Origin of the sequence: Nocardia testacea NBRC 100365 (assembly GCF_000308775.1) — a bacterium.
Classification (GTDB): Bacteria; Actinomycetota; Actinomycetes; order Mycobacteriales; family Mycobacteriaceae; genus Nocardia; species Nocardia testacea.
This window is the reverse complement of record NZ_BAGJ01000103.1, coordinates 62,262-81,442: the sequence shown is the minus strand read 5'-3', so window position 1 is coordinate 81,442 and position 19,181 is coordinate 62,262. Positions and strand designations below refer to the sequence as shown.

Below are 19,181 nucleotides of genomic sequence, written 5' to 3'. Positions count from 1 at the left end.
GTCACCCGTGCCCCGGATCCCCGCCGCGCCCGTGACCTACGGCCGTAGCTTCCCACGTCGGTACCCACTCCTCCTCGCTGGTGCCCGGCGCAGATCTTAACCGGTCGCGCCGACAAAGTGGACCCGTCGGCAGGTTCTCGCATCCACGGCCGAAGGGAGGCCGCCGATCACGGACCGATCAGGCGGCGGCCGAGATCCGTGCCGCCAGCGCGCGGATCATTTCCGTGGCGACGACCGCGTGCCCGCTGGTCGTGAAGTGGATGAGGTCGGTGCTCATGAGATCCGGGCGCAGCCGCAGCGGATGGTCCCAGAAGTCGACCAGCACCGCGTCGTACCGGGCGGCCACTTCGCGAACGATCGCATTGAGTTCGGCCATCCGCGGCCGCATCGGCCGCATCGGCGCCATACGTTCGGTATCCCAGACATCTGCCACGGTGAACGCGCACAGCTGGGCGCCGGTAGCGGCCAGCGCGGAGAAGGCGGTATCGAGATTCGCGCGCAGCCGATCGGTATCGCCGCCGGGATGGAACAGGTCGTTGCCGCCGCACGATATGTGCACGAGGTCGGGCCGGAACCGCAGTACCGGCGCCAGCTGCTCGGCGAGCATCTGATCCGAGGTCGCGCCGATCTGTCCGGTGTTCAGGTACCTCACCTCGGAGTTCACCGCGGTGAGCACCTCCGCGACGCGGTCGGCCCAGCCGATTTCACGGTAGCCCGCCGACGCCTCACCCACGCCCAGGGCAATGGAATCACCGAGTACGGCGTAGCGCCGCCAGGGCGCGGCACGCAGGAGCGCGCGGGCACTGTCGGTGGAAACGAGCATCGGGTCGTCGGATTCGGTACGGCCGTCGGTGTCTCTCATATCGACTCCTGTCGGGACGGAACGGCGATCAGGCAGGCCGCGACAGCGGCGAAGCCCGCGCACAGCAGGAACAATGTGTGGAATCCGGCGAGCGGGTCACCGGGGTGGGCGGCGAGAACCGCGGCCAGCACAGCGATACCGAGTGCGCCGCCGAGCTGGCGCGCCGTCAGATTCATCCCGGTACCGGCCGCGAAACGGTGCGGTGGCAACGCGTTCGCCGCGGTGGCGCCCAGCACGGTCACCACGATGCCGACACCGCCGCCGCCGAGTATCCCGGCCGGTACCCATGCCGACCACAGTGCCGGGGTGGGACCGAACATCTCCGTGCTCATCCAGGCGAGCGTGGCGAGGAACATCAGTACCCCGAGGACTCCGGTCCAGCGCCGGGGCCCGGGTGCGGTGATGCGGCCGGTGAGGGTCGCGGTCGCCATCGAAGCCACCGCGCCCACGCTCAGCGCCGCGGCCGAACCCAGGACGGAGTATCCCCACAGCGCGTCGAGGAACATCGGCCCGGCCAGCAGCCAGGCGAACATAGCGGCTCCGAACGCGAACGAGGCGGCATTGGTCAGCGCGAACGTCCGGTTGCGCCAGAGTTCCACGGCGAGAGCGGGATTCGGATGCCGTAGGGATCGGAGCAGCGCCGCGCAGGTGAGCGCGGCGCCCAGGGCCAGCGCCGCGAGCGTGCCGGGCGCGGTCCAGCCCCAGCGCTGCCCCTCGGTGAGTCCGGCGACGAGTCCGCCCAGGCCCGAGGCGACCATGAGCGTGCCCACCGGGTCCGGCAGGGCGCCGCGGGTCTGCTCGGGATCCGGTGCCAGGACGCGGAAGGCCAGGCCGGCCAGAAGGAGGCCGATCGGCACATTGATCACGAAGATGGAGCGCCAGCCGAACAGTTCGACCAGCATGCCACCGACCGCTGGACCCACGACCGCGGCGAAGCCGCCCGCCGCCGACCAGGCCGCGATGGCGCCGCCGATCCGTGTGCGCGGGGTGACGGCGAGGAGGGCGGCGAGGGCCGCGGGCACCATCAGCGCGGCGGTCGCCCCCTGGGCCACGCGTGCGGTGATGAGCAGGCCCGCGTTCGGCGCCGCCCCGCACAACAGGGAAGTGAGCGCGAAACCGACCACGGCGGTGAGGAAGATCGTGCGCCGCCCCACCGCGTCGGCGATCCGGCCGCCCGGGGTGAGCAGTGCCGCGAACGCGACCGCGTAACCGCTGATCACCCAGGTGAGGGTGGTCGGCGAGGTGGCCGGATGGTCGCGAGCGAGGGACGGGAAGGCGATATTGACGACCGAAAGGTCGAGGAAGGCGAGGAAGGCCGCGCCGGCGGCGACGAGAAGCGCGCCGGAGCCGCTCGCGGAGGTGGACTGCGGGTCGGGGGCCCGCACGGACGATTCGGTCATGGGAATCCTGGGGAGGGGAGGAACAAAAAGCACGAACGTTCGTAGTTCAAAATACGACCGATCGTTCGCATTGACAAGCGGGTGATGTCAGAATGGGTCGTATGACGGACGCGATCACGGATCAACGGCTGGTCAAGGGGGCCCGCTCTAGGGCAGCGATCGCACGGCACGCCGCCGATGTGGCGTCGGTGGAAGGGCTCGCGGGTGTCAGCCTGGGCAGGCTGGCGGCCGATCTGGGCATCAGCAAGAGCGGGATCGCCACCCTGTTCAAAACCAAGGAGGCGCTCCAGCTCGCGGCAATCCGGGCCGGGCGCGAGGTGTTCGTCGAACAGATCATCACGCCCGCCCTGCGGGTACCGCGCGGCCTGCCCAGGGTGCGCACACTGGTCGAGCGCTGGCTCGACTACATCGCCGAGCCGGTATTCCCGGGCGGCTGCTTCCGGGCCGCGGTACTCACCGAATTCGACAGCCGGCCGGGGCCGGTCCGCGACGCCGTCGCCGCGGACCACGCGGACTGGATGACGTTCCTGGCCGGCGAGATCGGTAAGGCCCAGGAGTCGGGTGAGCTGACCGGGCGGGACGCGGCGGCGCTGGCCTTCGAGATCGACGCGATCGTCGGCGCCGCCAATACCGCCCGCCAACTCGGCGACGACGACCGGGTCCTGACCGCGCGCCGGATCCTGGCGGATCTGCTGCGCTGACCGCGCCGGGACGATCCGGTCGCGTGCCGTGGCGCGAGCCTTACCTGCGGAGAGCGCCCCGATCCAGGCCCAGGTAGTCGACGAGTTCGGCCGCGGCCGCCCGCCCGGCCCGGTTCGCGCCGATCGTGCTGGCCGACGGTCCGTACCCGATGAGGTGGATCCGCGGATCCACCGCGACCCGGGTGGCGAGTGCGCCGTTCATGGTGATCCCGCCGCCCGGACCCCGGAGTCGCAGTGGGGCCAGATGGTCGAGCGCACTGCGAAAACCCGTGGCCCACAGAATGACCTGCGCGGCCTGGAAACTACCGTCGGCCCAGCGCACACCGTCGGGCTCGATATGGTCGAACATCGGCCGCCGCCGCAGCACGCCGCGGTCCCGGGCGGCCCGGAGCCGATCGTCGAGCGGGAGGCCGGTCACCGAGACCACCGAGCCGGGCGGAAGTCCCCGGCGTACCCGATCCTCCACGATCGCCACCGCCCGCCGGCCCGCGTCCGCGTCGAACGGGTCCTCCCGGAACGCGGGCTCCGACCGCGTCACCCAGGTGGTGCCGGCGACCCGGGAGATCTCATCGAGCAACTGGACCGCGGAGATACCGCCACCGACCACCACCACGTGCTGTCCGGCGAATTCGGCCGGATCGCGGTAATCGCGGGTGTGCAGCTGCCGGCCGGTGAAGGTCTCGGCGCCGCGATAGTGGGGTACGAAAGGGTGCTCCCATGTCCCGGTGCCGTTGATCAGTCCGCGCACCCGGAGTGTGCCGGCATGGTCGGTCTCGGCGTGCAGCAGGCCGTCTTCTCCAGCGCGATCGCACACCACCCGCACGCTCACCGGCCGGCGCACCCGGAGCTCGAAATGCTCCTCGTAGCGCTGGTAGTAGCGCGGTACCGCGGTCGCCGCCGGTACGTCGGCACCGGGGGCGCCCGGCCCGATGTTCTCGGCGAAGGACATCCCGGGCAGGTCGTGTACCCGGTTCACGGTATCGAGGGTCAGCGACGGCCAGCGGAACTGCCAGGCGCCGCCGGGGCCCGGCGCATGGTCGACGATGAGGAAATCCTGTCCGGGCACGAGCCCGTGCCGCCGCAGGTGGTACCCGGCCGACAGACCGGACTGCCCGGCCCCGATCACCAGTATCGGGAAGTCCGGTGCCGCCGGATGTACTGCCTGCTGTGCCATGGTCGCCGATGCTAGTGCGCACACGGCACCGGGAACCGGCTGCCCGTCTCGTCCGGCCCGGCTGTCAGGCGGGCACTCGGCGGGCCACCGGGAGTTCCACCAGAAAACGCGCGCCACCGGAGTCCGCGGGCTCGACGCGGATCATCCCGCCGTGCCGCCCCACCACATCGCGCACGATCGCCAGGCCCAGGCCCGCGCCGCCCTCGTCCCGGCTGCGGGCGTCGTCGAGGCGCACGAAACGCTGGAAGATCCGCTCCCGATCGGCCTCGGGCACTCCCGGGCCGTCATCGGTCACCGCGAGTACGGCCCGGTCACCCCGGCGTTCCAGCGATACCCGCACCGTGGTCGCGGCATGCCGCTGGGCATTGTCCACCAGATTGCCCAGGACGCGGGCCAATTGGGTGCGGCTACCGGTGACGAGGAGCTCGTCGGCACCGCGGTCAAAGCCGACCGGTAGGCGATCGCCGACCCGGTGGGCGAGCTCGTCCCGGACCAGGGCCCCGAGATCGACCCGGTCGGCCCGGGGTTGTTCGCCCGCGTCGAGGCGGGCCAGCAGCAGTAGATCGGCCGCGAGGTGTTCCAGCCGCACGGTGTCGCCGAGCAGGCCGTCGAGCTCGAGCAACCCCGGATGTGCCTGCGCCACTTCGAGCTGGGTGCGCAGACTGGCGATCGGGCTGCGCAATTCGTGTGCGGCATCGGCGATGAACCGGCGTTGACGTTCCGCGGACTGCTCCAGCGCCGCGAGCGTGTCGTTGGTGGTGACCGCCAGCCGGGCGATCTCGTCGCGGGCGGCGGGTTCGGGGACCCGGCGTGACAGGTCGCCGTGCATGATCTCGGCCAGTTCGGACCGGATGGATTCCACCGGGCGCAGGGCCCACCGGGTGACCAGCCAGGTCATCGCGGCGACCACGGCGAGCAGCACCGGCAGGCCCATCAGCATTGCCCGCCGGACATCGGCGACCGCGCTGTCGGCGGTATCCAGCGACGCACCCGCATAGACGGTGACCGGTCGCCCGTCAGGGGACGTGCCACCGAGCGCGGCGACGCGATAGCTGTCGGCCCCGGAATCGCCGACTGCCAGCTCGATCTGCCCGAACACCGGTTCGGTGGCCGCCGGAGCGTCGGCAGTCCGCGTGGATCCCACGCCGACGTCGCTGCCGTTGCCGGCCGCGCTGCCGAGGCCGGCCGCATTATCCCCGGAGCCGGGTGACTCGTCCTCGGCCGCATCCTCGGACTCGGTATCGGAGTCCGCATCATCGTCCTCGGACTCCTCGGACTCCTCGGACTCCTCGGACTCCTCGGACTCCTCGGACTCCTCGGACTCCTCGGACTCCTCGTCCGTGGAGTCCTCGCCCGTGTCGTCTCCGGACTGCGCGTCCGCGGCCGCATCGGGCCCGAAATCGGCCATCGGGCCCCGGCCCCGCAGTTCTTCGTCGGCGGCCAGTACCCGCCCGTCTGCCGAAACGACCTGCACGGGTTCGTCGTCGGGATCGGGCAGCCGGAGTTGCGCGAGTGGCGTTCCGGCATCCAGCTGCCCGGCGATATCGCGCGCGGTGTTCGCGGCCTGCAGATCCGCGCTCTCGACGAGATTGCCGCGCAGGGCCGCGAGCAGGATCAGTCCGGTAGCGGTCAGGGCCAGCGCGACGACCACGGTCGCCGCGGTCGTGGTACGCGCCCGGACCGAGTTCCACCGGATGCCGCGGCGGCGCCTCCGCTCACCCACGTTCGGCCGCCAAACGGTAACCGGCGCCGCGTACGGTCAGAATGGTCCGGCAGCCGAAGGGCGTATCGATCTTGCGTCGCAGGGTGCTGATGTATACCTCGACGATATTCGGGTCGCCGTCGTAGGCGAAATCCCAGACATGCTGCAGGATATCGGCTTTGGACACGACCTGCCCGGCGCGCACGGCCAGGTGTTCCAGCACCGCGAATTCCTTGGCGGTCAACGCGATATCTCGGTCGCCGCGCCGGCAACCGTGGGTGGCGGGGTCGACGACCAGATCGCCGACCCGCAGGACGCGCACACCGCCGCGGGTGCGGCGGCGCAGCAGCGCCCGGATCCGTGCCACCAGTACCACGTAGGAGAACGGTTTGCTGAGGTAGTCGTCGGCGCCGGTGTCCAGGCCCTCGGCCTCGTCGTATTCGCCGTCCTTGGCGGTGAGCATCAGCACCGGCGTTTCGTGGCCGGCCGCGCGCAGGGTGGCGCACACCCGGTAGCCGTTCATACCGGGCAGCATGATGTCCAGGATGATCAGGTCGTACTCGGTGGTGGTGGCGCGGTGCAGTCCCTCGGCGCCGTCGTGTACGACGTCGACCGCGAAACCCTCGGCCGACAACCCTTTCGCCAGTGTGAGGGCGAGACGTTTCTCGTCCTCCACGATCAGCAGACGCATCCACCCAGACTGTCAGACGCTTCCTGAAATGTTCTTCAGGTGACTTCAGGTCACCTTCAGCCTCGGCTTGCGACAGTGGGGCCTGTCTTCGGGACGTACACCCACTCAGGAGGTTTCACCATGGCAAGCGTCATTCGTCACGCGGTCGCCGGTCTGCGCTGGCTTCTGATCGGCACCGCGGTCGTGGCCGTGGTTGTCGGTGCCGCTGTCGGCGTCGCCACCGTCGCCCTCGGGCACACCCCGCCACACGGCACCGTCGCCCTCGATCGCCCGATCGCGGAGTGGTCCCTCGTCGCCGATCCCGGCATCGATCGCATCCAGGCCATGGACGCCGCTGTGGCCGCGGTACCGGACAGCAGGGCGGTCTCGGCCGAATTCGAGACCGAGCACCGCGCAGCGGTGTGGGAGGTGGAGGTCGTGACCTCGGCGGGTGTCGAGTACGAGGTGACGGTGGACGCGAAGACCGGCGATATCATCGGCGCGGTCGAACACGATTGATTCGCGTCCTTCGCCCGGGTTCCGGGCACGGAGCCGGCTGCCGCCGTGAGGCGGCAGCCGGCTCATCGCTGCGGGCGGGGCGCACCGGGGGCGCGCTCGAGCGGGCGGCGCGGTGGCGCGGCACTAGACTCGCTGTCGCTGTTGTCTGCGAGGATTCCGGATCGAACAGAAGGTGACCGCCGATGACGATGATCGAGGTGCCCGCGCCCGACGGCGATATCGAGGCCGTATGGGAGACACCCGAGGGTTCGGGGCCGTGGCCCGCGGTGGTGCTGCTGCACGACGCGGTGGGGCCGACCGCCGATCTGCGCCGCAATGCCCGCATGCTGGCCGACCACGGTTATCTGGTGATCGCGCCGGATCTGTTCTCCCGCGGGCCGCGTTGTGTGCCCGGCGTATTCCGTGATCTGCTGTTCACCGGTGAGGGCAGGGCGGTGCGCGATATCCTCGCGGCGCTGCGGCGGGTACGCGACGATTCCTCGTGCACCGGGCGGGTCGCGGTGGCCGGTTTCTGTATGGGTGGTGGTTTCGCCTTGCTCACCGCGCCCCGTGGTTTCGACGCCGCCGCGCCGTTCTATCCGACCAGCCGGGGCAACTACGCGGAGATGTTGCGGGGCAGCTGCCCGATCGTCGCCAGCTACGGCCGGTTGGATCCGATCAATATCGGTCGCGCGCACCGGCTGGAACGAGTACTCGACGATTACGGCGTGGCCCACGATATCGAGACCTATCCCGGGGTCACCCACGGCTTCGCCAACCGCCTACCCGCCGATCGCGTCCTGCGCGTGGCCGGGCTCGGTTACGACGAGGAGGCCACCGCGGACGCCTGGCGACGTGTTTTCGCCTTTTTCGACCTACATCTGAGAAGCCCCTCGCCGCACTGACCGCGGCCGCCGAGGGCGAAGGTGATTTGGTGTCGCGCAGCCGGTTTCATGTTCCCGGTGGCGGGAAGCCATCGACCGGAAAGTGAAGCCGTTGAATATCGTACCGTTCAACAACGGCATAGTTGCCGCTGTTGCGTCCGGCGTCGTGTCCGGACGGTTCGGTTCGACGGAAGCAGGTCCGACATGTCCAACAACTTCTTTCTCAAGTTCATGTTGATGATGATGATGATGTCGATGTTCTGAGGTTTGTGCGTCGCCGGCCGGGCTCGGTGGCCGGCGGGGCTCGACGTCGACACTCCCCGGTTGCCCAAGCGCTTCGCCCCGGCGCGATATCGCCCCAGCAGTGGGTGAGGTGGCCAGGTGAACGGATGAGCAGGTCACCCGGGGTGGCGACCTGCTCATCCCGGCGCACGCTCCTCACCGAGCAACGTGCGCTCTTCCGGTTGGTCCGGCAATCAATGGCACGGCGATTCATCCGGAGGCGCCGGACTATTCGGGGACACAACGCATATTCCCACCGGCGGCAGCATCGGCCGTCGGCGCATCCGCTCCGGAATCGCGGGGGGTCAGATGCAGACGGTGGCGCTTCCGAGGGGGAGGCACAGGATGACGGAACCGGTGACCGGGGCGGCCGTCGGAGTGGCGGCGGAGGCGATGGGGGCCGCGAAGGCGCCGAGGGACAGGGTGATCGCGGTGGCGGCGAATATCTTGGTGATCCGGGTAGACATTGCACATCCTTCGGTCGGGTGGAACCAGGGACATCTTTCGCGCAGCATCATCAGTTTTCGCTGGTCGCAATGCCGATACCAGACAAGAATTCATCAAATTTCCCGACGCCGGGGTCACGGGCGGATCACCGGCACCCGGCGCCGGTCGCGCCGAGATCGCGGTGGGACGAAAAATCGTCGACAGCGTCCGGCTCGAATTCCGCCCGGCTGCGCGGGATATCTATGCTTCGCGCGGGCCCGGTCGGCGATGGCGTGCACCACGGCCGCGAGGCTCTCACCCAGGGGCGCCAGTGCGTATTCGACCGGGGTGGCGCGGCCGGTTGAACGCGGCGGCTGAACAGCCGGTCGCGCAAAAGATTTCGGGTATCGACGGTGAGCAGGCGCTGGGATAGGCCGGGAATCGCCCGCGGGAGCTCGCTGGACGCCGCGGCCCGGAATGCAGTTCGACCGGTACCGGCAGGCTTCACCGATTGCCCGGCCGTTCCAGCAGGTTGTCTGTAGTGATGATCGAGGAACGGCCGTGGCCGAAGGGCTTGTCGGAGCGGGACGACAAGCCCTCCGGCGCTATCGGCGGATCACACCTGTTCGTCGGCCCCGTACCCGAGTTCGACGTCGTAGCCGACCTCTTCGCCGGAAATGGCGACCTGCCCGGTGACGGGCGGATAGCCGCGGGCCACGACCGTGTACTGCCCCTCGGGGAGATCGGGCACGAGGTAGCGGCCCTGCTCGTCGGTGCGAGCGGTGGCGGCCACATCGCCGGTGGCATCCAGGACGGTGATCTGGATATCGGTCACCGGCCGTCCACCGTCGGCTCGGGCCGACCCGGTGAGCACGGCCATGGGCGTGAGCTCGATATCGTGCCGCAGCCGGCCGCTGTCGGGCACGGTGAGCGCGGTCGCGGTCGGACGCATGTGCTCGGCGACCGCCACCAGTGTGTAGGTGCCGGGAACCACGCCGTGGCACAGGTAGGTGCCGTCTTCGCCCGACGCGGCCGACGCGACGACCTCGCCGTACTGGTCGGTGACCGTGACCGTGGCGCCGGCCAGCGGCGCGTCGGCGCGGGTCGAGCGCACGGTACCGGACAGCTCACCGAGCCCGGACAGGGTCAGGTCCATGCGCTGCGGGTGCGCGGCGTGTGCGACATTGACCGCGGTCGGCCGGTGTCCGGGCGCCGAGACGATCAGCACATAACTACCCGGCCCGGGTGCGTCGACGGTGTAGCCGCCGTCGCCGGACCCGCTCGCCCGCGCGACCTGGTGTCCGCGCTGGTCGATCAGGGTGAGCGCCGCACCGGGCACCGGGCGTCCGTCCTCGCGGGTGATGTGCCCGTGGAAAGAGCCGCTCTCGTCGCCGGCCCCGGAGTACCGGGTGGCCGGCAGCGAGGTCTGCGCGGTGACGGCCGGGCCGTACACGCCGTGGCCGTTCTGTCCGGCCGTGGCCTGCGCGGTCAGCGCGCCGACCGGTACGGGTGCCGGATCGTCGGCCTCCTCGGCCGCCGGGGCATGGTGCCGGCCCATCGGATCGACCGCGGCGGGGGTGCGGTCGAGGTCGGCGAGATCGTCGGGCACCCGCTCCTCGGTCGTCATATCGGTGGCCGCCGCGGGATCGGCGGTCGGCTCGATATCGATCGTGCGCCGCAGCGGGCGGTTCGGCAGCAGCGCCGCCGCGATCAGGGCGACCACGCAGGTCACCGCGGCGATCAGGAAGATCCGGCCGGTGGCGTCACCGTAGGAGAAGCGCACGATCTCGGCGATGGGAGCGGGTAGCGCCTTCAGGTCGAGATTGCCGCTGCCCGAGGACGTGGTGTGGATGCCGAGTTCGGCGAAACGGGCGGTGGACAGTTCGCTCACCCTGGTCGCGAGCACCGAACCCAGTACCGAGACACCGATGGCGCCACCGAAGGTGCGGAAGAAAGCGACGCTGCTCGAGGCGGCGCCGATGTTGTGCACGCTCACCGTGTTCTGGACCGCCAGCACGAGGTTCTGCATCATCATGCCGACACCCGCACCGGTCACGGTGATGAAGGCGCCGATGAGCCAGATGTTCGTGGCGTGGTCGACGCTGGACAGCAGGGCGAACCCGACCACCAGCAGCGCGGCGCCGCCGACGACAAAGGGCTTCCACTTGCCGAACCGGGTGATGAGCTGGCCGGAGACCACCGAGGCGACCAGCATGCCCGCCACCATCGGCGAGGACAGCAGACCCGCGGCGGTGGGGGAGTAGCCGCGGGCGGTCTGCAGATACTGCCCGAGGAATGTGGTCGCGCCGAACATGCCGACGCCCACGGCGATGGAGGCGAGGATGGCCAGCGCGGTGGTGCGTTCGGTGACGATCGGGAGCGGGATCACCGGATCCTTCACCCGCGATTCGACGAGCACCGTCAACGCCAGCAGCAGCACACCGCCGCCCACATAGAGCGCCGACTCGGTGGACCACCACTCGTAGTACCCGGCCTTGCCGGCGAACGAGACCCAGATGAGCAGGACGGAAACGCCCGCGGTGAGCAAGGTGGCGCCGAACCAGTCGATGCTGACGCCCTCTTTGCGGGTCGTCGGCAGCCGCAGCGTGCGCTGCAGGAGCAGCAGGGCGATCACGGCGAGCGGGATGCAGATGAAGAAGCACCAGCGCCAGCCGAGTGGGCTGTCCACGATGACGCCGCCGAGGATCGGTCCGCCGGTCATGGAGACCGCCATGACCGCGCCCATGTAGCCGGAGTACCGCCCGCGCTCGCGCGGCGGAATGATGCTGCCGATGATCGCGACGACCAGTGCGGTCAGCCCGCCCATGCCGACGCCCTGCAGCGCGCGAGCCGCCAGGAGCAGCCCGACATCGTGGGCGAAACCGGCGATCACCGAGCCGACCACGAAGATGATGATGCCCAGCTGCACCAGCGTCTTCTTGTTGAACAGGTCGGCCAGCTTGCCCCAGATCGGCGTCGAGGCCGCATTGGTGAGCAGGGCCGTGGTGATGACCCAGGCGTAGGCGGTCTGCGAAGCCTGCAGATCGCCGATGATGGTGGGTAGCGCGTTGGCGACGATGGTCGTGCTGAGCAGGGCGGTGAACAGCGCCGCCAGCAGCCCGGTCATCGCTTCGAGGATTTCGCGATGGCTCATGGCGAGCGGATCGCGAGAGGCTGGCGCCTCGGTGTCAGACATCGGCTCTCTCTTTCGAAACCTGCGGGTTCTCGTCCGCCGTGCCACAGCGGTCCCGGGAGTTGAGGGAATTACGGAGGCGGCGCACCACCTGATAGGCCTGCTCCACGTCGTTCTCGGTCCAGTCGCCGAGGGTCTCCTGGAGGTGGCGGGTGTGGAACGCCCGGACGCGGTGCAGCAGACCCTGTCCTTCGGGGGTCAGCCGGACCAGGCTGGCGCGGCCGTCGCTGGGATCGGCCTCGCGGCTGATATATCCGGCCGCGGCCAGTTCGGTGATATGCCGACTCATCGCCGACGGCGTAATGCGCAGGTCGGCCGCGAGGCCCACCTGCCGGCAGGGGCCCGCCGTCTCGAGGGTGGTCAGGACCCCGAGCCCGCCGGGGAGTAGCTGCCCCGCGTCGGAGTGGAGCAGCGTGCCCCGGAGCGCACGGCTGATGAGGAACAGTTCACCGAGGAGGTTCTGTGTGATTTCCGTTGAGGCTGGCACGGTGACTCCAAACGATGATTAGTTCACTACGCTAACTAAAGCTAGATCAGTTGCTTGCGGTAATCAACTATCGCAAAACGGACACCCGAGTTCCGAGTTCCGAGGTCCGGGACGGGCCGGAGACGGCTCGCCGGTAGTCGGCTCGATTAGCCTCGGAGTGGAACCGAATTGCCGAGCCGGACGCTGTATCCGGTCCGATCGAAGGGGTGCATGTGCCGATAGAGCTGGACCTGACGACCGATGAACTGCTGTCCACCACCCGGGCGGTGCGCAAGCGCCTCGACCTCGAACGCGAGGTCCCGCTCGAGGTCGTGCGAGAGTGTATCGAACTGGCGGTCCAGGCGCCCAGTGGCTCCAACCGGCAGGGCTGGCACTGGGTGGTGGTGACCGATGCCGAGCGGAAACGCGCACTGGGGGAGCTGTACCGGAAATCCTTCGAACGCTACGCGGCATCGAAGTACTTCCCCGGGAACCAGGCCGGATCGGACTCCCCGGAAGACGCGGCCCGTCAGCGAATCGCGAGTTCGGCGACGTATCTGGCGGAGAAGATGGGCGAGGTGCCGACCCTTCTCGTGCCATGTATCGAGGGACGGGTGGACGGGGCCTCGGGCGCGCAGAGCGCGTCGCACTGGTCGTCCCTGTTCCCGGCGGTGTGGAGCTTCTGTCTGGCCGCGCGGTCCCGGGGGCTCGGTACGGCGTGGACCACCCTGCATCTGAGCTACGAGCGCGAGGCCGCCGAAGTTCTGGGAATTCCGTACGACACGGTGTCCCAGGGGGCGCTGCTGCCTGTCGCCTATACGAAGGGCACCGATTTCAAGCCGGCCGCGCGGACGGATATCGACCGGATCCTGCACGTCGGAGGCTGGTAGGCCGGCCCCGCGCGGTCTCACCCGGCATTGCCGGGTGAGGCGCCGCCCCGGCGCCGGTGGTCTCCTGCCCGGTCCCGCCGGGTTCGGTCCGGCCACGGTGTCGCATGCCTTCGCGACCGCCGGGAGGTGACTGGTCACCTCCCGGCGGTCGTTCTGTGTACGGGTAGCGACAACAGGCCGTATGGCCGCGAGCTGCGGTATCCCTTCGATCACCTGCGCGGATGGCGGCCTCTTGACAGGCGGCGTGTCAGCCATCACACTTGCCACGGAAGTTGACATGACTGTCACGTCATTATCAGTTGAGTCAGGAGGCATCGGTGCCTGCAGTTCCCGATATGCGCGCGCTCGGGCGAGAAGTGAGTAACTGGGGTCGCTGGGGGAGCGACGACGAGCGGGGGACCACGAATCTCATCACGCCGGAGCGAGTTGCCGCCGCGGCCGGCCTGATCCGGACCGGCGAGGTCTTCCCGCTGGGCATACCCCTCGACGGTGACGGTCCGCAGCCCGGTGGCCTGCGTATCAACCCCATCCGGCTCATGTCCGAGAACGGTCAGGAGCAGGTGCTTCCCGGCGGATTCAAATGGGCCGACGACTATGTCTTCATGCCGCTGCAAGCGGGCTCGCAATACGATTCGCTCGCCCATGTGCACTACGACGACCAGCTCTACAACGGCTTCGCCGGGGACGGCGTCTCGGTCAAGGGCGCCGGCAAATGCGGCATCCACACCCAGGCGGCCGGCATCGCCGGGCGCGGAGTCCTGCTCGATATCGCGAAGGCGCGCGGTGTGGACTGGCTCGAGGCCGGTACCGCGATCGGCCCCGAGGAACTCGACGAGGTCGCCGAGGCCCAGGGTGTGACGGTCGGTGCGGGCGATATCCTGCTGATCCGGACGGGCTGGCGCAAGAAATTCCTGTCCGACCACGATGCCGCGGGGTTCATGGCGGGGGAGCCGGGGCTGAGCCTGAATTGCGCGACCTGGCTGCGCGAGCGCGATGTCGCAGTGGTCGGTTCCGACAACTGGGCCGTCGAGGTGATGCCCGGCGAGAATCCGGGCTCCGCGTTCGAGCTCCATATGGTTCTCATCCGGGATATGGGGGTGACCCTGGCCGAGATGCTCGACTTCGAGGAGCTGTCCCGGGCGTGCGCCGCCGACGGCCGCTACGACTTCTTCTACGCGGGCCCGCCCCTGCCGTTCACCCGCGGCATCGGCTCGCCGATCAATCCGCTGGCGATCAGATGAGGACGGGAATGAACACGATCGCGATACCGCGCGGCGAAGGGAACGGGACCCGTGCTGGTCGGTGACATCGTCGAATACGGCGCACGCAAACATCCGGACCGTATCGCGTTGCGGTTCGAAGACCAACGGATCGCATACCGGGAGCTGCGTGATCGCAGCCGCAGACTGGCCAACGCCCTGCTGGGTGTGGCCGCGCCGGGTGACCGGGTCGCCGTCCTCTCCGCCAATTGCACGGAGTACTTCGACTGCTACTACGGCGTGCCGATGGCCGGTATGGCGCTGACCATCCTGAACTTCCGGTCCCATCCGGATCAGGTGGCGGCTCTGCTGCGGCATTCGGGAGCCGGGGTGCTGATCGTCGCCGCGGAATCCGCGGATCTGGTGGCGCGGATACGGGAGGAGGTCCCCACCGTCCATACCGTCGTGTCGATCGGCGGCGCCGTCGAGACGGCCACCGCCTGGGAGGAATTCGTCGGCGGGGCGGAGGCCGTGGAGCCGCCGGTACGCCCGGCGGCCGACGATACCGCCTGGCTGGTGTACACCAGTGGGACGACCGGTACCCCCAAGGGGGTGATGCTCAGTCATCGCAACCTGCTCGCCGGGGTCACCTCCTCGGCGCTGCAGTGGGAACTGCCCGAGGACACGGTGTTCCTGTTCTGTTTCCCGCTGTGCCATGTCGGCGGATACGTCACGTTGGTCAATCACCTGCTGGGCGCCACCGTCGGATTCCTCCGGACCTACGACAACGCCACGTTCCTCCGGTTGGTGGACGAATGGCAGGTCACCCAGACCGGTCTGGCGCCGACGATGATCAGCTTCCTGCTCCGGGATCCCGCGCTGGACACCGGCGCCCTGACCACGCTGCGGGCGATCGGCTACGGGTCGGCGGCGATTCCGGCCGCGGTGCTGCGGGAAGGGTTGCAACGGTTCGGCTGCGACTTCTACCAGGGCATGGGGATGACCGAACTCGCCGGCAATGTACTGCATCTGGATGCCGCGGCGCATCGCCGCGCGGCCGCCGGTGAGACCGGCCTGCTGATGTCGGCCGGTAAACCGATGCGGCTGGCCGATATCCGGATCGTCGACGACGAATTCGCCGATGTCGCGGTCGGGGAGATCGGTGAGATGGTCGTACGCGCCGATCAGGTGACGGTCGGTTACTGGAACGATCCGCAGGCGACGGAGGCCGCGTTCACCGACGGTTGGTTCCACACCGGGGATCTGGTCCGGCAGGACGAGGAGGGTTTCGTCTACATCGTCGACCGGAAGAAGGATCTCATCATCAGCGGTGGTGAGAACGTCGCCTCGCTCGCCGTCGAGCAGGCGCTGTACCGGAATTCCGCGGTCGCCGAGGCCGCCGCCATCGGAGTACCTGACGAGATCTGGGGCGAAGTGGTCTGCGCGGTCGTGGTGCCGCGTACCGGAATGACCGTGGCGGCCGCCGATATCATCGCCGGCTGCCGGGAGCATCTTGCCGGGTTCCAGGTGCCGCGGCGCGTCGAGTTCGTGGACGCGCTGCCGAAGAACGTGACCGGAAAGATCCTCAAACGAGAACTGCGCGATCGGTTCTCGCCTGCGAGATGAGGGAACGGGGCCGGCCGGGTGGGTGGACCGCCCGGCCGGCCCCGCTGCAGGAATTCCGCGCCGCGCGGAAAGGCAATACCGTCCTGTTCGCCGAACGCTCACCGGCCGTGGTGCCGGTAATCGCGGCGGCCCCGATATCGACGACGAAGGACCCGGTCACGGTGTGCACACCGTGACCGGTCCTTTGCCGTGCAGTCTGCGGGCGGGTCGCTCCGGTGATGGGCTGCCGAACGCCCCGGGGCGGAGGCACTCGGCAGCGCGCACTGCGTGGGGTCAGCCGAGCCGGCGCGGGTTCGAAACCCGCAGCCGGGCCTGGACCGCGGCGTTCACCGTAGCGCGGACCCGTAGGTCCCGGACGGAGAGAGCACCCGAACGCAGTCGCTCGGCCAGGACCGCCTCGGACGAACAGTCCAGGGCGCGCAGCATATCGTGCACCCGGTCCGCGGGCCCGGAGCCGGCGCGGAGCTCCCGGCCGCCGATCTGGAGCAGGGAGGTACAGATACGCAGTAGGTAGCGTTGCGCGGCGGCGTCCTCCGGCAGGGCAGGGCCGATCTCGGCGGTGAGCGTTTCCGTCACCAGGTCCAGGATCTCGGACAGCTCCGGGCGATCGTGGACCGTGGGCGCCGGGACCTCGGGTGCCTCGTCGCCGGGAACGGCTTCGAGCAGGCCGAGCACGTCGAGCAGGTCGTACTCGGATTCGCAGACCCGGCGGCCGATAGCGGCCAGTTCGAGCGAATGCTCGGCGCCGCCGAGATGGCGTTCGGCCTGGAACCGGCTCAGCACCAGCCATTTCAGTGTGCCGAAGACTTCCCACCAGTGCAGTTCGGCGGCCGCGGGCCGGTCGCCGGTGGCGCGCTGATAGCCGTCGAGGAGCTGGTCCCGGGTGCCGAGCCCGCCCACCGGTGCCGCCGCGCCGAACCGCCAGGCGCGCACACAGAGCCAGCCCAGATCCTCGATCGGGTTGCCGAGATGGGCCAGTTCCCAGTCCAGTACGCCGCGGATGCCGTCGGCATCGATCAGCAGGTTACCGAGCCGGAAATCGCCGTGCACGAGGCAGGACGCTCGATCGGGCGGGCGGTTTTCCCGCAACCAGCGCAGTCCGATCTCCACCACGGGCCGCGGTTCGGACAGGTCGCGATAGGTTTTTTCGATGGCGTCCAATGGGTCGCGGTCGTCGAGCGCGGTGAGTGTCGTCACCGGTGTGCGATGTACCAGCCCCAGGACGTATCCGAAATCCTCGGCGAGGTGGGCGCGGACGGCGGCAAAACCGGAATCGCGCTGCAACTTACGCGGGATCGACTCGCCGGGGACGGTGTTCATCACCAGGTACGGAGCGTCGATACCCGGCGCGGTGTCCCCACAGGCGAGGACTTCGGGAACTGGTACCCCGGCTGCCGCCGCGGCGCGCAGACATGCCACTTCGGCGCGCATCCGGTCGGCCTAACCCCGGCCGGGCGGATCCCGGCGCAGCACCGCGGTGCTCTCGCGGCCCGCCCGATCGGTGGCGCACACCGCGTAGATCTCGCGGCTGGCGCCGCCGGTGAGCCGGCGCACTCGGACGTCGGCGAGTTCGGTGCCGGTGGCGGCGGCGAGGACGGCCCGTACTCCCTCCGCGAGGGTGGCCGGCGGCGTCGTCACAGCCATGGTGCGGCCCCTGGGTCGCGCAACAGCCGCCGCGCGGTGGACATCCGGTGTACCTCGTCGGGACCGTCGTAGACGCGCGCGTACCGTGCCTGCCGGTACATCCGCTCCAGCGGAGTATCGGCGGTGAGGCCGAGGGCGCCGTGCACCTGGATGGCGCGGTCGACCACATCGTGCAGCATCCGGGCGCCCCAGAACTTCACCAGTCCGACGCGTACGCGGAAATCCTCTCCGGCGTCCATCGCTCGCGCGGCGTCGAGGGTCATGAGCCGCGCCGCGTGGATCTGGGCGGCGGATTCGGCGATATAGCGATGGATCTCGCCCTTCTCCGCGAGCAGCGACCCGTGTGCGAAGCGGGTGTTGGCCCGGGCGCACATCAATTCGTAGGCCCGCTGGGCCTGGCCGAGCCAGCGCATACCGTGGAAGATCCGCCCGGCGCCGAGCCGGTCCTGGGCCACCGCGAAACCCTTGCCGCGTGCGCCGAGCAGACTGTCCAGCGGGACGCGGACGTCGGTGAGGCGGACCTCGTAGTGGTCACTGGGGTCGTGCCCCATCGTCGGGATCGAACGGACGATCTCGAACCCCGGCGTATCGACCGGCACGATGATCGCGCTGATCCGGGCGTGCCGCGGCGCACTGTCGGGTTCGGTGCGGGCGAACACAGTACAGAACGCCGCCTGCTCCGCCCCGGTGGTGAACCATTTGTGCCCGTTGATCACCCAGCTGTCACCGTCGGTCACGGCGCGGGTTTCGATCAGTGTCGGGTCCGAACCCGCCACTTCGGGTTCGGTGAGCCCGACCGAAGGCAGGATATCCCCGGACACCAGCCCGGGAATCCAGCGCCGGCGCTGCTCCTCGGTGCCGTGCAGGTGCAGCATGAGAGTGTCCTGCATCGATACCGAGCCGACCGCCAATTGCCCGAACTCGGAGCGTCCGATGATCTCGTTGAGATAGACGAAGTCGAGGAACGGCAGACCGCCTCCACCCACTTCGGCGGGATGGCCGAGAGCCCAGATACCGAGTTCCTTCGCTCGTGCGCGCAGGCCGGCGAGCGCCTCGCGGGCGGTGTCGTCGTCGCGGGCGAGCACCGGTTCGCGGGGGATGACCTCGTCGTCGATGAAAGCGCGCATCCGGGCGGTGAGTTCGGCCAGTCGGGTGTCCATCGTGGTCATCCCTTCCGGCCGGAGGTGAACTCGCGCAGCGGCAGGGTCGCTGCCGAGTCGACGTATTCGTCGATGCGGGCGATGCGTCCGTCACGAACCTCCACGAACAGGCACGCCGCGACTTCCAGCAGCCCGTATCCGGGAAGTTCGCCGCGCAGGAGGTGCTGCTGGGCGAAGCCGGTGGGCAGTGGGTACCGGCGGATGTCCTCGTAACGCATGTCCACGAGGGTGCGTGCGAGCCAGCGCAGTACCCGGAGATTCTCGGTGACCGTCTCCTCGGTGCCCTTGTCGTTGTGCCAGATCCGCGCGTCGGGTGCGTACAGTTCGGTCAGGGTCGCTTCATCGCCCGCGCTGACGGCGGCGAAGAAGCGATCGGCCAGATCGTTCATCGGATGTCCTCTTCT

Annotated in this window: 19 protein-coding genes; 6 read left to right on the top strand and 13 right to left on the bottom strand. The window is 69.2% G+C overall.

Annotated elements, in window-relative coordinates; all coding sequences use genetic code 11:
- Nucleotides 1–178 precede the first annotated feature (178 nt).
- Together ON38_RS14925 and ON38_RS14920 are read right to left on the bottom strand one after the other, a co-directional pair.
- Complete coding sequence (locus ON38_RS14925) at nt 179–862, bottom strand: SGNH/GDSL hydrolase family protein (protein ID WP_039825378.1); 684 nt, start codon at nt 860–862, stop codon at nt 179–181.
- Nucleotides 859–2,262: an MFS transporter gene (locus tag ON38_RS14920; protein ID WP_039825377.1), complete on the bottom strand. Its 1,404-nt coding sequence runs from the start codon at nt 2,260–2,262 to the stop codon at nt 859–861. Before ON38_RS14920 ends, ON38_RS14925 begins: the two co-directional genes overlap by 4 nt.
- Nucleotides 2,263–2,363: 101 nt before the next feature.
- Between ON38_RS14920 and ON38_RS14915 the strand changes: the two genes are divergently transcribed.
- On the top strand, nt 2,364–2,963 hold the full coding sequence (locus ON38_RS14915; protein ID WP_039825450.1) for a TetR/AcrR family transcriptional regulator: 600 nt from the start codon (nt 2,364–2,366) through the stop codon (nt 2,961–2,963).
- A gap of 40 nt (nt 2,964–3,003) precedes the next feature.
- On the opposite strand, the gene ON38_RS14910 is transcribed toward ON38_RS14915, so the two are convergent.
- The 3 genes from ON38_RS14910 to ON38_RS14900 form a co-directional block, all read right to left on the bottom strand.
- Nucleotides 3,004–4,137, bottom strand: a complete 1,134-nt coding sequence (locus tag ON38_RS14910) for an NAD(P)-binding domain-containing protein (RefSeq protein WP_051164775.1) — start codon at nt 4,135–4,137, stop codon at nt 3,004–3,006.
- A gap of 64 nt (nt 4,138–4,201) precedes the next feature.
- A complete protein-coding gene (locus tag ON38_RS14905) occupies nt 4,202–5,860 on the bottom strand; it encodes a sensor histidine kinase (protein ID WP_083872696.1) in 1,659 nt (552 codons plus the stop codon).
- Nucleotides 5,853–6,530: a response regulator gene (locus ON38_RS14900; RefSeq protein WP_039825376.1), complete on the bottom strand. Its 678-nt coding sequence runs from the start codon at nt 6,528–6,530 to the stop codon at nt 5,853–5,855. The genes ON38_RS14905 and ON38_RS14900 overlap by 8 nt, the downstream gene beginning before the upstream one ends.
- A gap of 120 nt (nt 6,531–6,650) precedes the next feature.
- Here ON38_RS14900 and ON38_RS14895 point away from each other — a divergent pair, with 120 nt between their 5' ends.
- Both ON38_RS14895 and ON38_RS14890 read left to right on the top strand, forming a co-directional pair.
- A complete protein-coding gene (locus ON38_RS14895) occupies nt 6,651–7,028 on the top strand; it encodes a PepSY domain-containing protein (protein WP_039825375.1) in 378 nt (125 codons plus the stop codon).
- Nucleotides 7,029–7,210: 182 nt separating this feature from the next.
- The gene (locus tag ON38_RS14890) at nt 7,211–7,912 is read left to right on the top strand and encodes a dienelactone hydrolase family protein (RefSeq protein ID WP_039825374.1); all 702 of its coding nucleotides are present in this window, start codon (nt 7,211–7,213) and stop codon (nt 7,910–7,912) included.
- A gap of 566 nt (nt 7,913–8,478) precedes the next feature.
- Here the strand turns inward: ON38_RS14890 and ON38_RS36625 are convergent.
- The 4 genes from ON38_RS36625 to ON38_RS14880 form a co-directional block, all read right to left on the bottom strand.
- Nucleotides 8,479–8,640, bottom strand: a complete 162-nt coding sequence (locus ON38_RS36625) for a hypothetical protein (protein ID WP_169333274.1) — start codon at nt 8,638–8,640, stop codon at nt 8,479–8,481.
- Between the two features lie 125 nt (nt 8,641–8,765).
- Nucleotides 8,766–9,107 (bottom strand): winged helix-turn-helix transcriptional regulator, encoded by a 342-nt coding sequence (locus ON38_RS38200; RefSeq protein ID WP_157181785.1) that lies wholly within the window; start codon nt 9,105–9,107, stop codon nt 8,766–8,768.
- A gap of 108 nt (nt 9,108–9,215) precedes the next feature.
- A complete protein-coding gene (locus ON38_RS38195; RefSeq protein ID WP_373281219.1) occupies nt 9,216–11,753 on the bottom strand; it encodes an MFS transporter in 2,538 nt (845 codons plus the stop codon).
- A gap of 34 nt (nt 11,754–11,787) precedes the next feature.
- A complete protein-coding gene (locus ON38_RS14880; RefSeq protein WP_051164772.1) occupies nt 11,788–12,279 on the bottom strand; it encodes a MarR family winged helix-turn-helix transcriptional regulator in 492 nt (163 codons plus the stop codon).
- A 218-nt stretch (nt 12,280–12,497) separates the two neighbouring features.
- Here ON38_RS14880 and ON38_RS14875 point away from each other — a divergent pair, with 218 nt between their 5' ends.
- From ON38_RS14875 to ON38_RS14865, 3 genes are all read left to right on the top strand, one after another.
- Entirely contained in the window at nt 12,498–13,148 is a 651-nt protein-coding gene (locus ON38_RS14875) for a nitroreductase family protein (RefSeq protein WP_039825445.1), read from the top strand.
- Nucleotides 13,149–13,483: 335 nt separating this feature from the next.
- Nucleotides 13,484–14,389, top strand: coding sequence for a cyclase family protein (locus tag ON38_RS14870; protein WP_039825373.1), 906 nt, complete (start codon nt 13,484–13,486; stop codon nt 14,387–14,389).
- A gap of 51 nt (nt 14,390–14,440) precedes the next feature.
- Complete coding sequence (locus ON38_RS14865) at nt 14,441–15,973, top strand: long-chain-fatty-acid--CoA ligase (RefSeq protein ID WP_039825372.1); 1,533 nt, start codon at nt 14,441–14,443, stop codon at nt 15,971–15,973.
- Between the two features lie 273 nt (nt 15,974–16,246).
- On the opposite strand, the gene ON38_RS14855 is transcribed toward ON38_RS14865, so the two are convergent.
- From ON38_RS14855 to ON38_RS14845, 4 genes are read right to left on the bottom strand one after another with little or no spacing between them, the layout of a single operon-like run.
- Nucleotides 16,247–17,404: a phosphotransferase gene (locus ON38_RS14855; RefSeq protein ID WP_245564047.1), complete on the bottom strand. Its 1,158-nt coding sequence runs from the start codon at nt 17,402–17,404 to the stop codon at nt 16,247–16,249.
- 9 nt (nt 17,405–17,413) lie between these two features.
- On the bottom strand, nt 17,414–17,617 hold the full coding sequence (locus tag ON38_RS37500; RefSeq protein ID WP_245564046.1) for a hypothetical protein: 204 nt from the start codon (nt 17,615–17,617) through the stop codon (nt 17,414–17,416).
- Nucleotides 17,608–18,777: an acyl-CoA dehydrogenase family protein gene (locus ON38_RS14850; protein WP_373281218.1), complete on the bottom strand. Its 1,170-nt coding sequence runs from the start codon at nt 18,775–18,777 to the stop codon at nt 17,608–17,610. Before ON38_RS14850 ends, ON38_RS37500 begins: the two co-directional genes overlap by 10 nt.
- A 5-nt stretch (nt 18,778–18,782) precedes the next feature.
- Nucleotides 18,783–19,166, bottom strand: a complete 384-nt coding sequence (locus ON38_RS14845; RefSeq protein ID WP_039825370.1) for a nuclear transport factor 2 family protein — start codon at nt 19,164–19,166, stop codon at nt 18,783–18,785.
- Nucleotides 19,167–19,181 lie beyond the last annotated feature (15 nt).

Bases quoted from the DNA above. Each gene is read 5' to 3' on its own strand.
- ON38_RS14925 (WP_039825378.1), bottom strand. From the start codon at position 862: ATGAGAGACACCGACGGCCGTACCGAATCCGACGACCCGATGCTCGTT.
- ON38_RS14920 (WP_039825377.1), bottom strand. From the start codon at position 2,262: ATGACCGAATCGTCCGTGCGGGCCCCCGACCCGCAGTCCACCTCCGCG.
- ON38_RS14915 (WP_039825450.1), top strand. From the start codon at position 2,364: ATGACGGACGCGATCACGGATCAACGGCTGGTCAAGGGGGCCCGCTCT.
- ON38_RS14910 (WP_051164775.1), bottom strand. From the start codon at position 4,137: ATGGCACAGCAGGCAGTACATCCGGCGGCACCGGACTTCCCGATACTG.
- ON38_RS14900 (WP_039825376.1), bottom strand. From the start codon at position 6,530: ATGCGTCTGCTGATCGTGGAGGACGAGAAACGTCTCGCCCTCACACTG.
- ON38_RS14895 (WP_039825375.1), top strand. From the start codon at position 6,651: ATGGCAAGCGTCATTCGTCACGCGGTCGCCGGTCTGCGCTGGCTTCTG.
- ON38_RS14890 (WP_039825374.1), top strand. From the start codon at position 7,211: ATGACGATGATCGAGGTGCCCGCGCCCGACGGCGATATCGAGGCCGTA.
- ON38_RS36625 (WP_169333274.1), bottom strand. From the start codon at position 8,640: ATGTCTACCCGGATCACCAAGATATTCGCCGCCACCGCGATCACCCTG.
- ON38_RS38195 (WP_373281219.1), bottom strand. From the start codon at position 11,753: ATGAGCCATCGCGAAATCCTCGAAGCGATGACCGGGCTGCTGGCGGCG.
- ON38_RS14870 (WP_039825373.1), top strand. From the start codon at position 13,484: ATGCGCGCGCTCGGGCGAGAAGTGAGTAACTGGGGTCGCTGGGGGAGC.
- ON38_RS14855 (WP_245564047.1), bottom strand. From the start codon at position 17,404: ATGCGCGCCGAAGTGGCATGTCTGCGCGCCGCGGCGGCAGCCGGGGTA.
- ON38_RS37500 (WP_245564046.1), bottom strand. From the start codon at position 17,617: ATGGCTGTGACGACGCCGCCGGCCACCCTCGCGGAGGGAGTACGGGCC.
- ON38_RS14850 (WP_373281218.1), bottom strand. From the start codon at position 18,777: ATGGACACCCGACTGGCCGAACTCACCGCCCGGATGCGCGCTTTCATC.
- ON38_RS14845 (WP_039825370.1), bottom strand. From the start codon at position 19,166: ATGAACGATCTGGCCGATCGCTTCTTCGCCGCCGTCAGCGCGGGCGAT.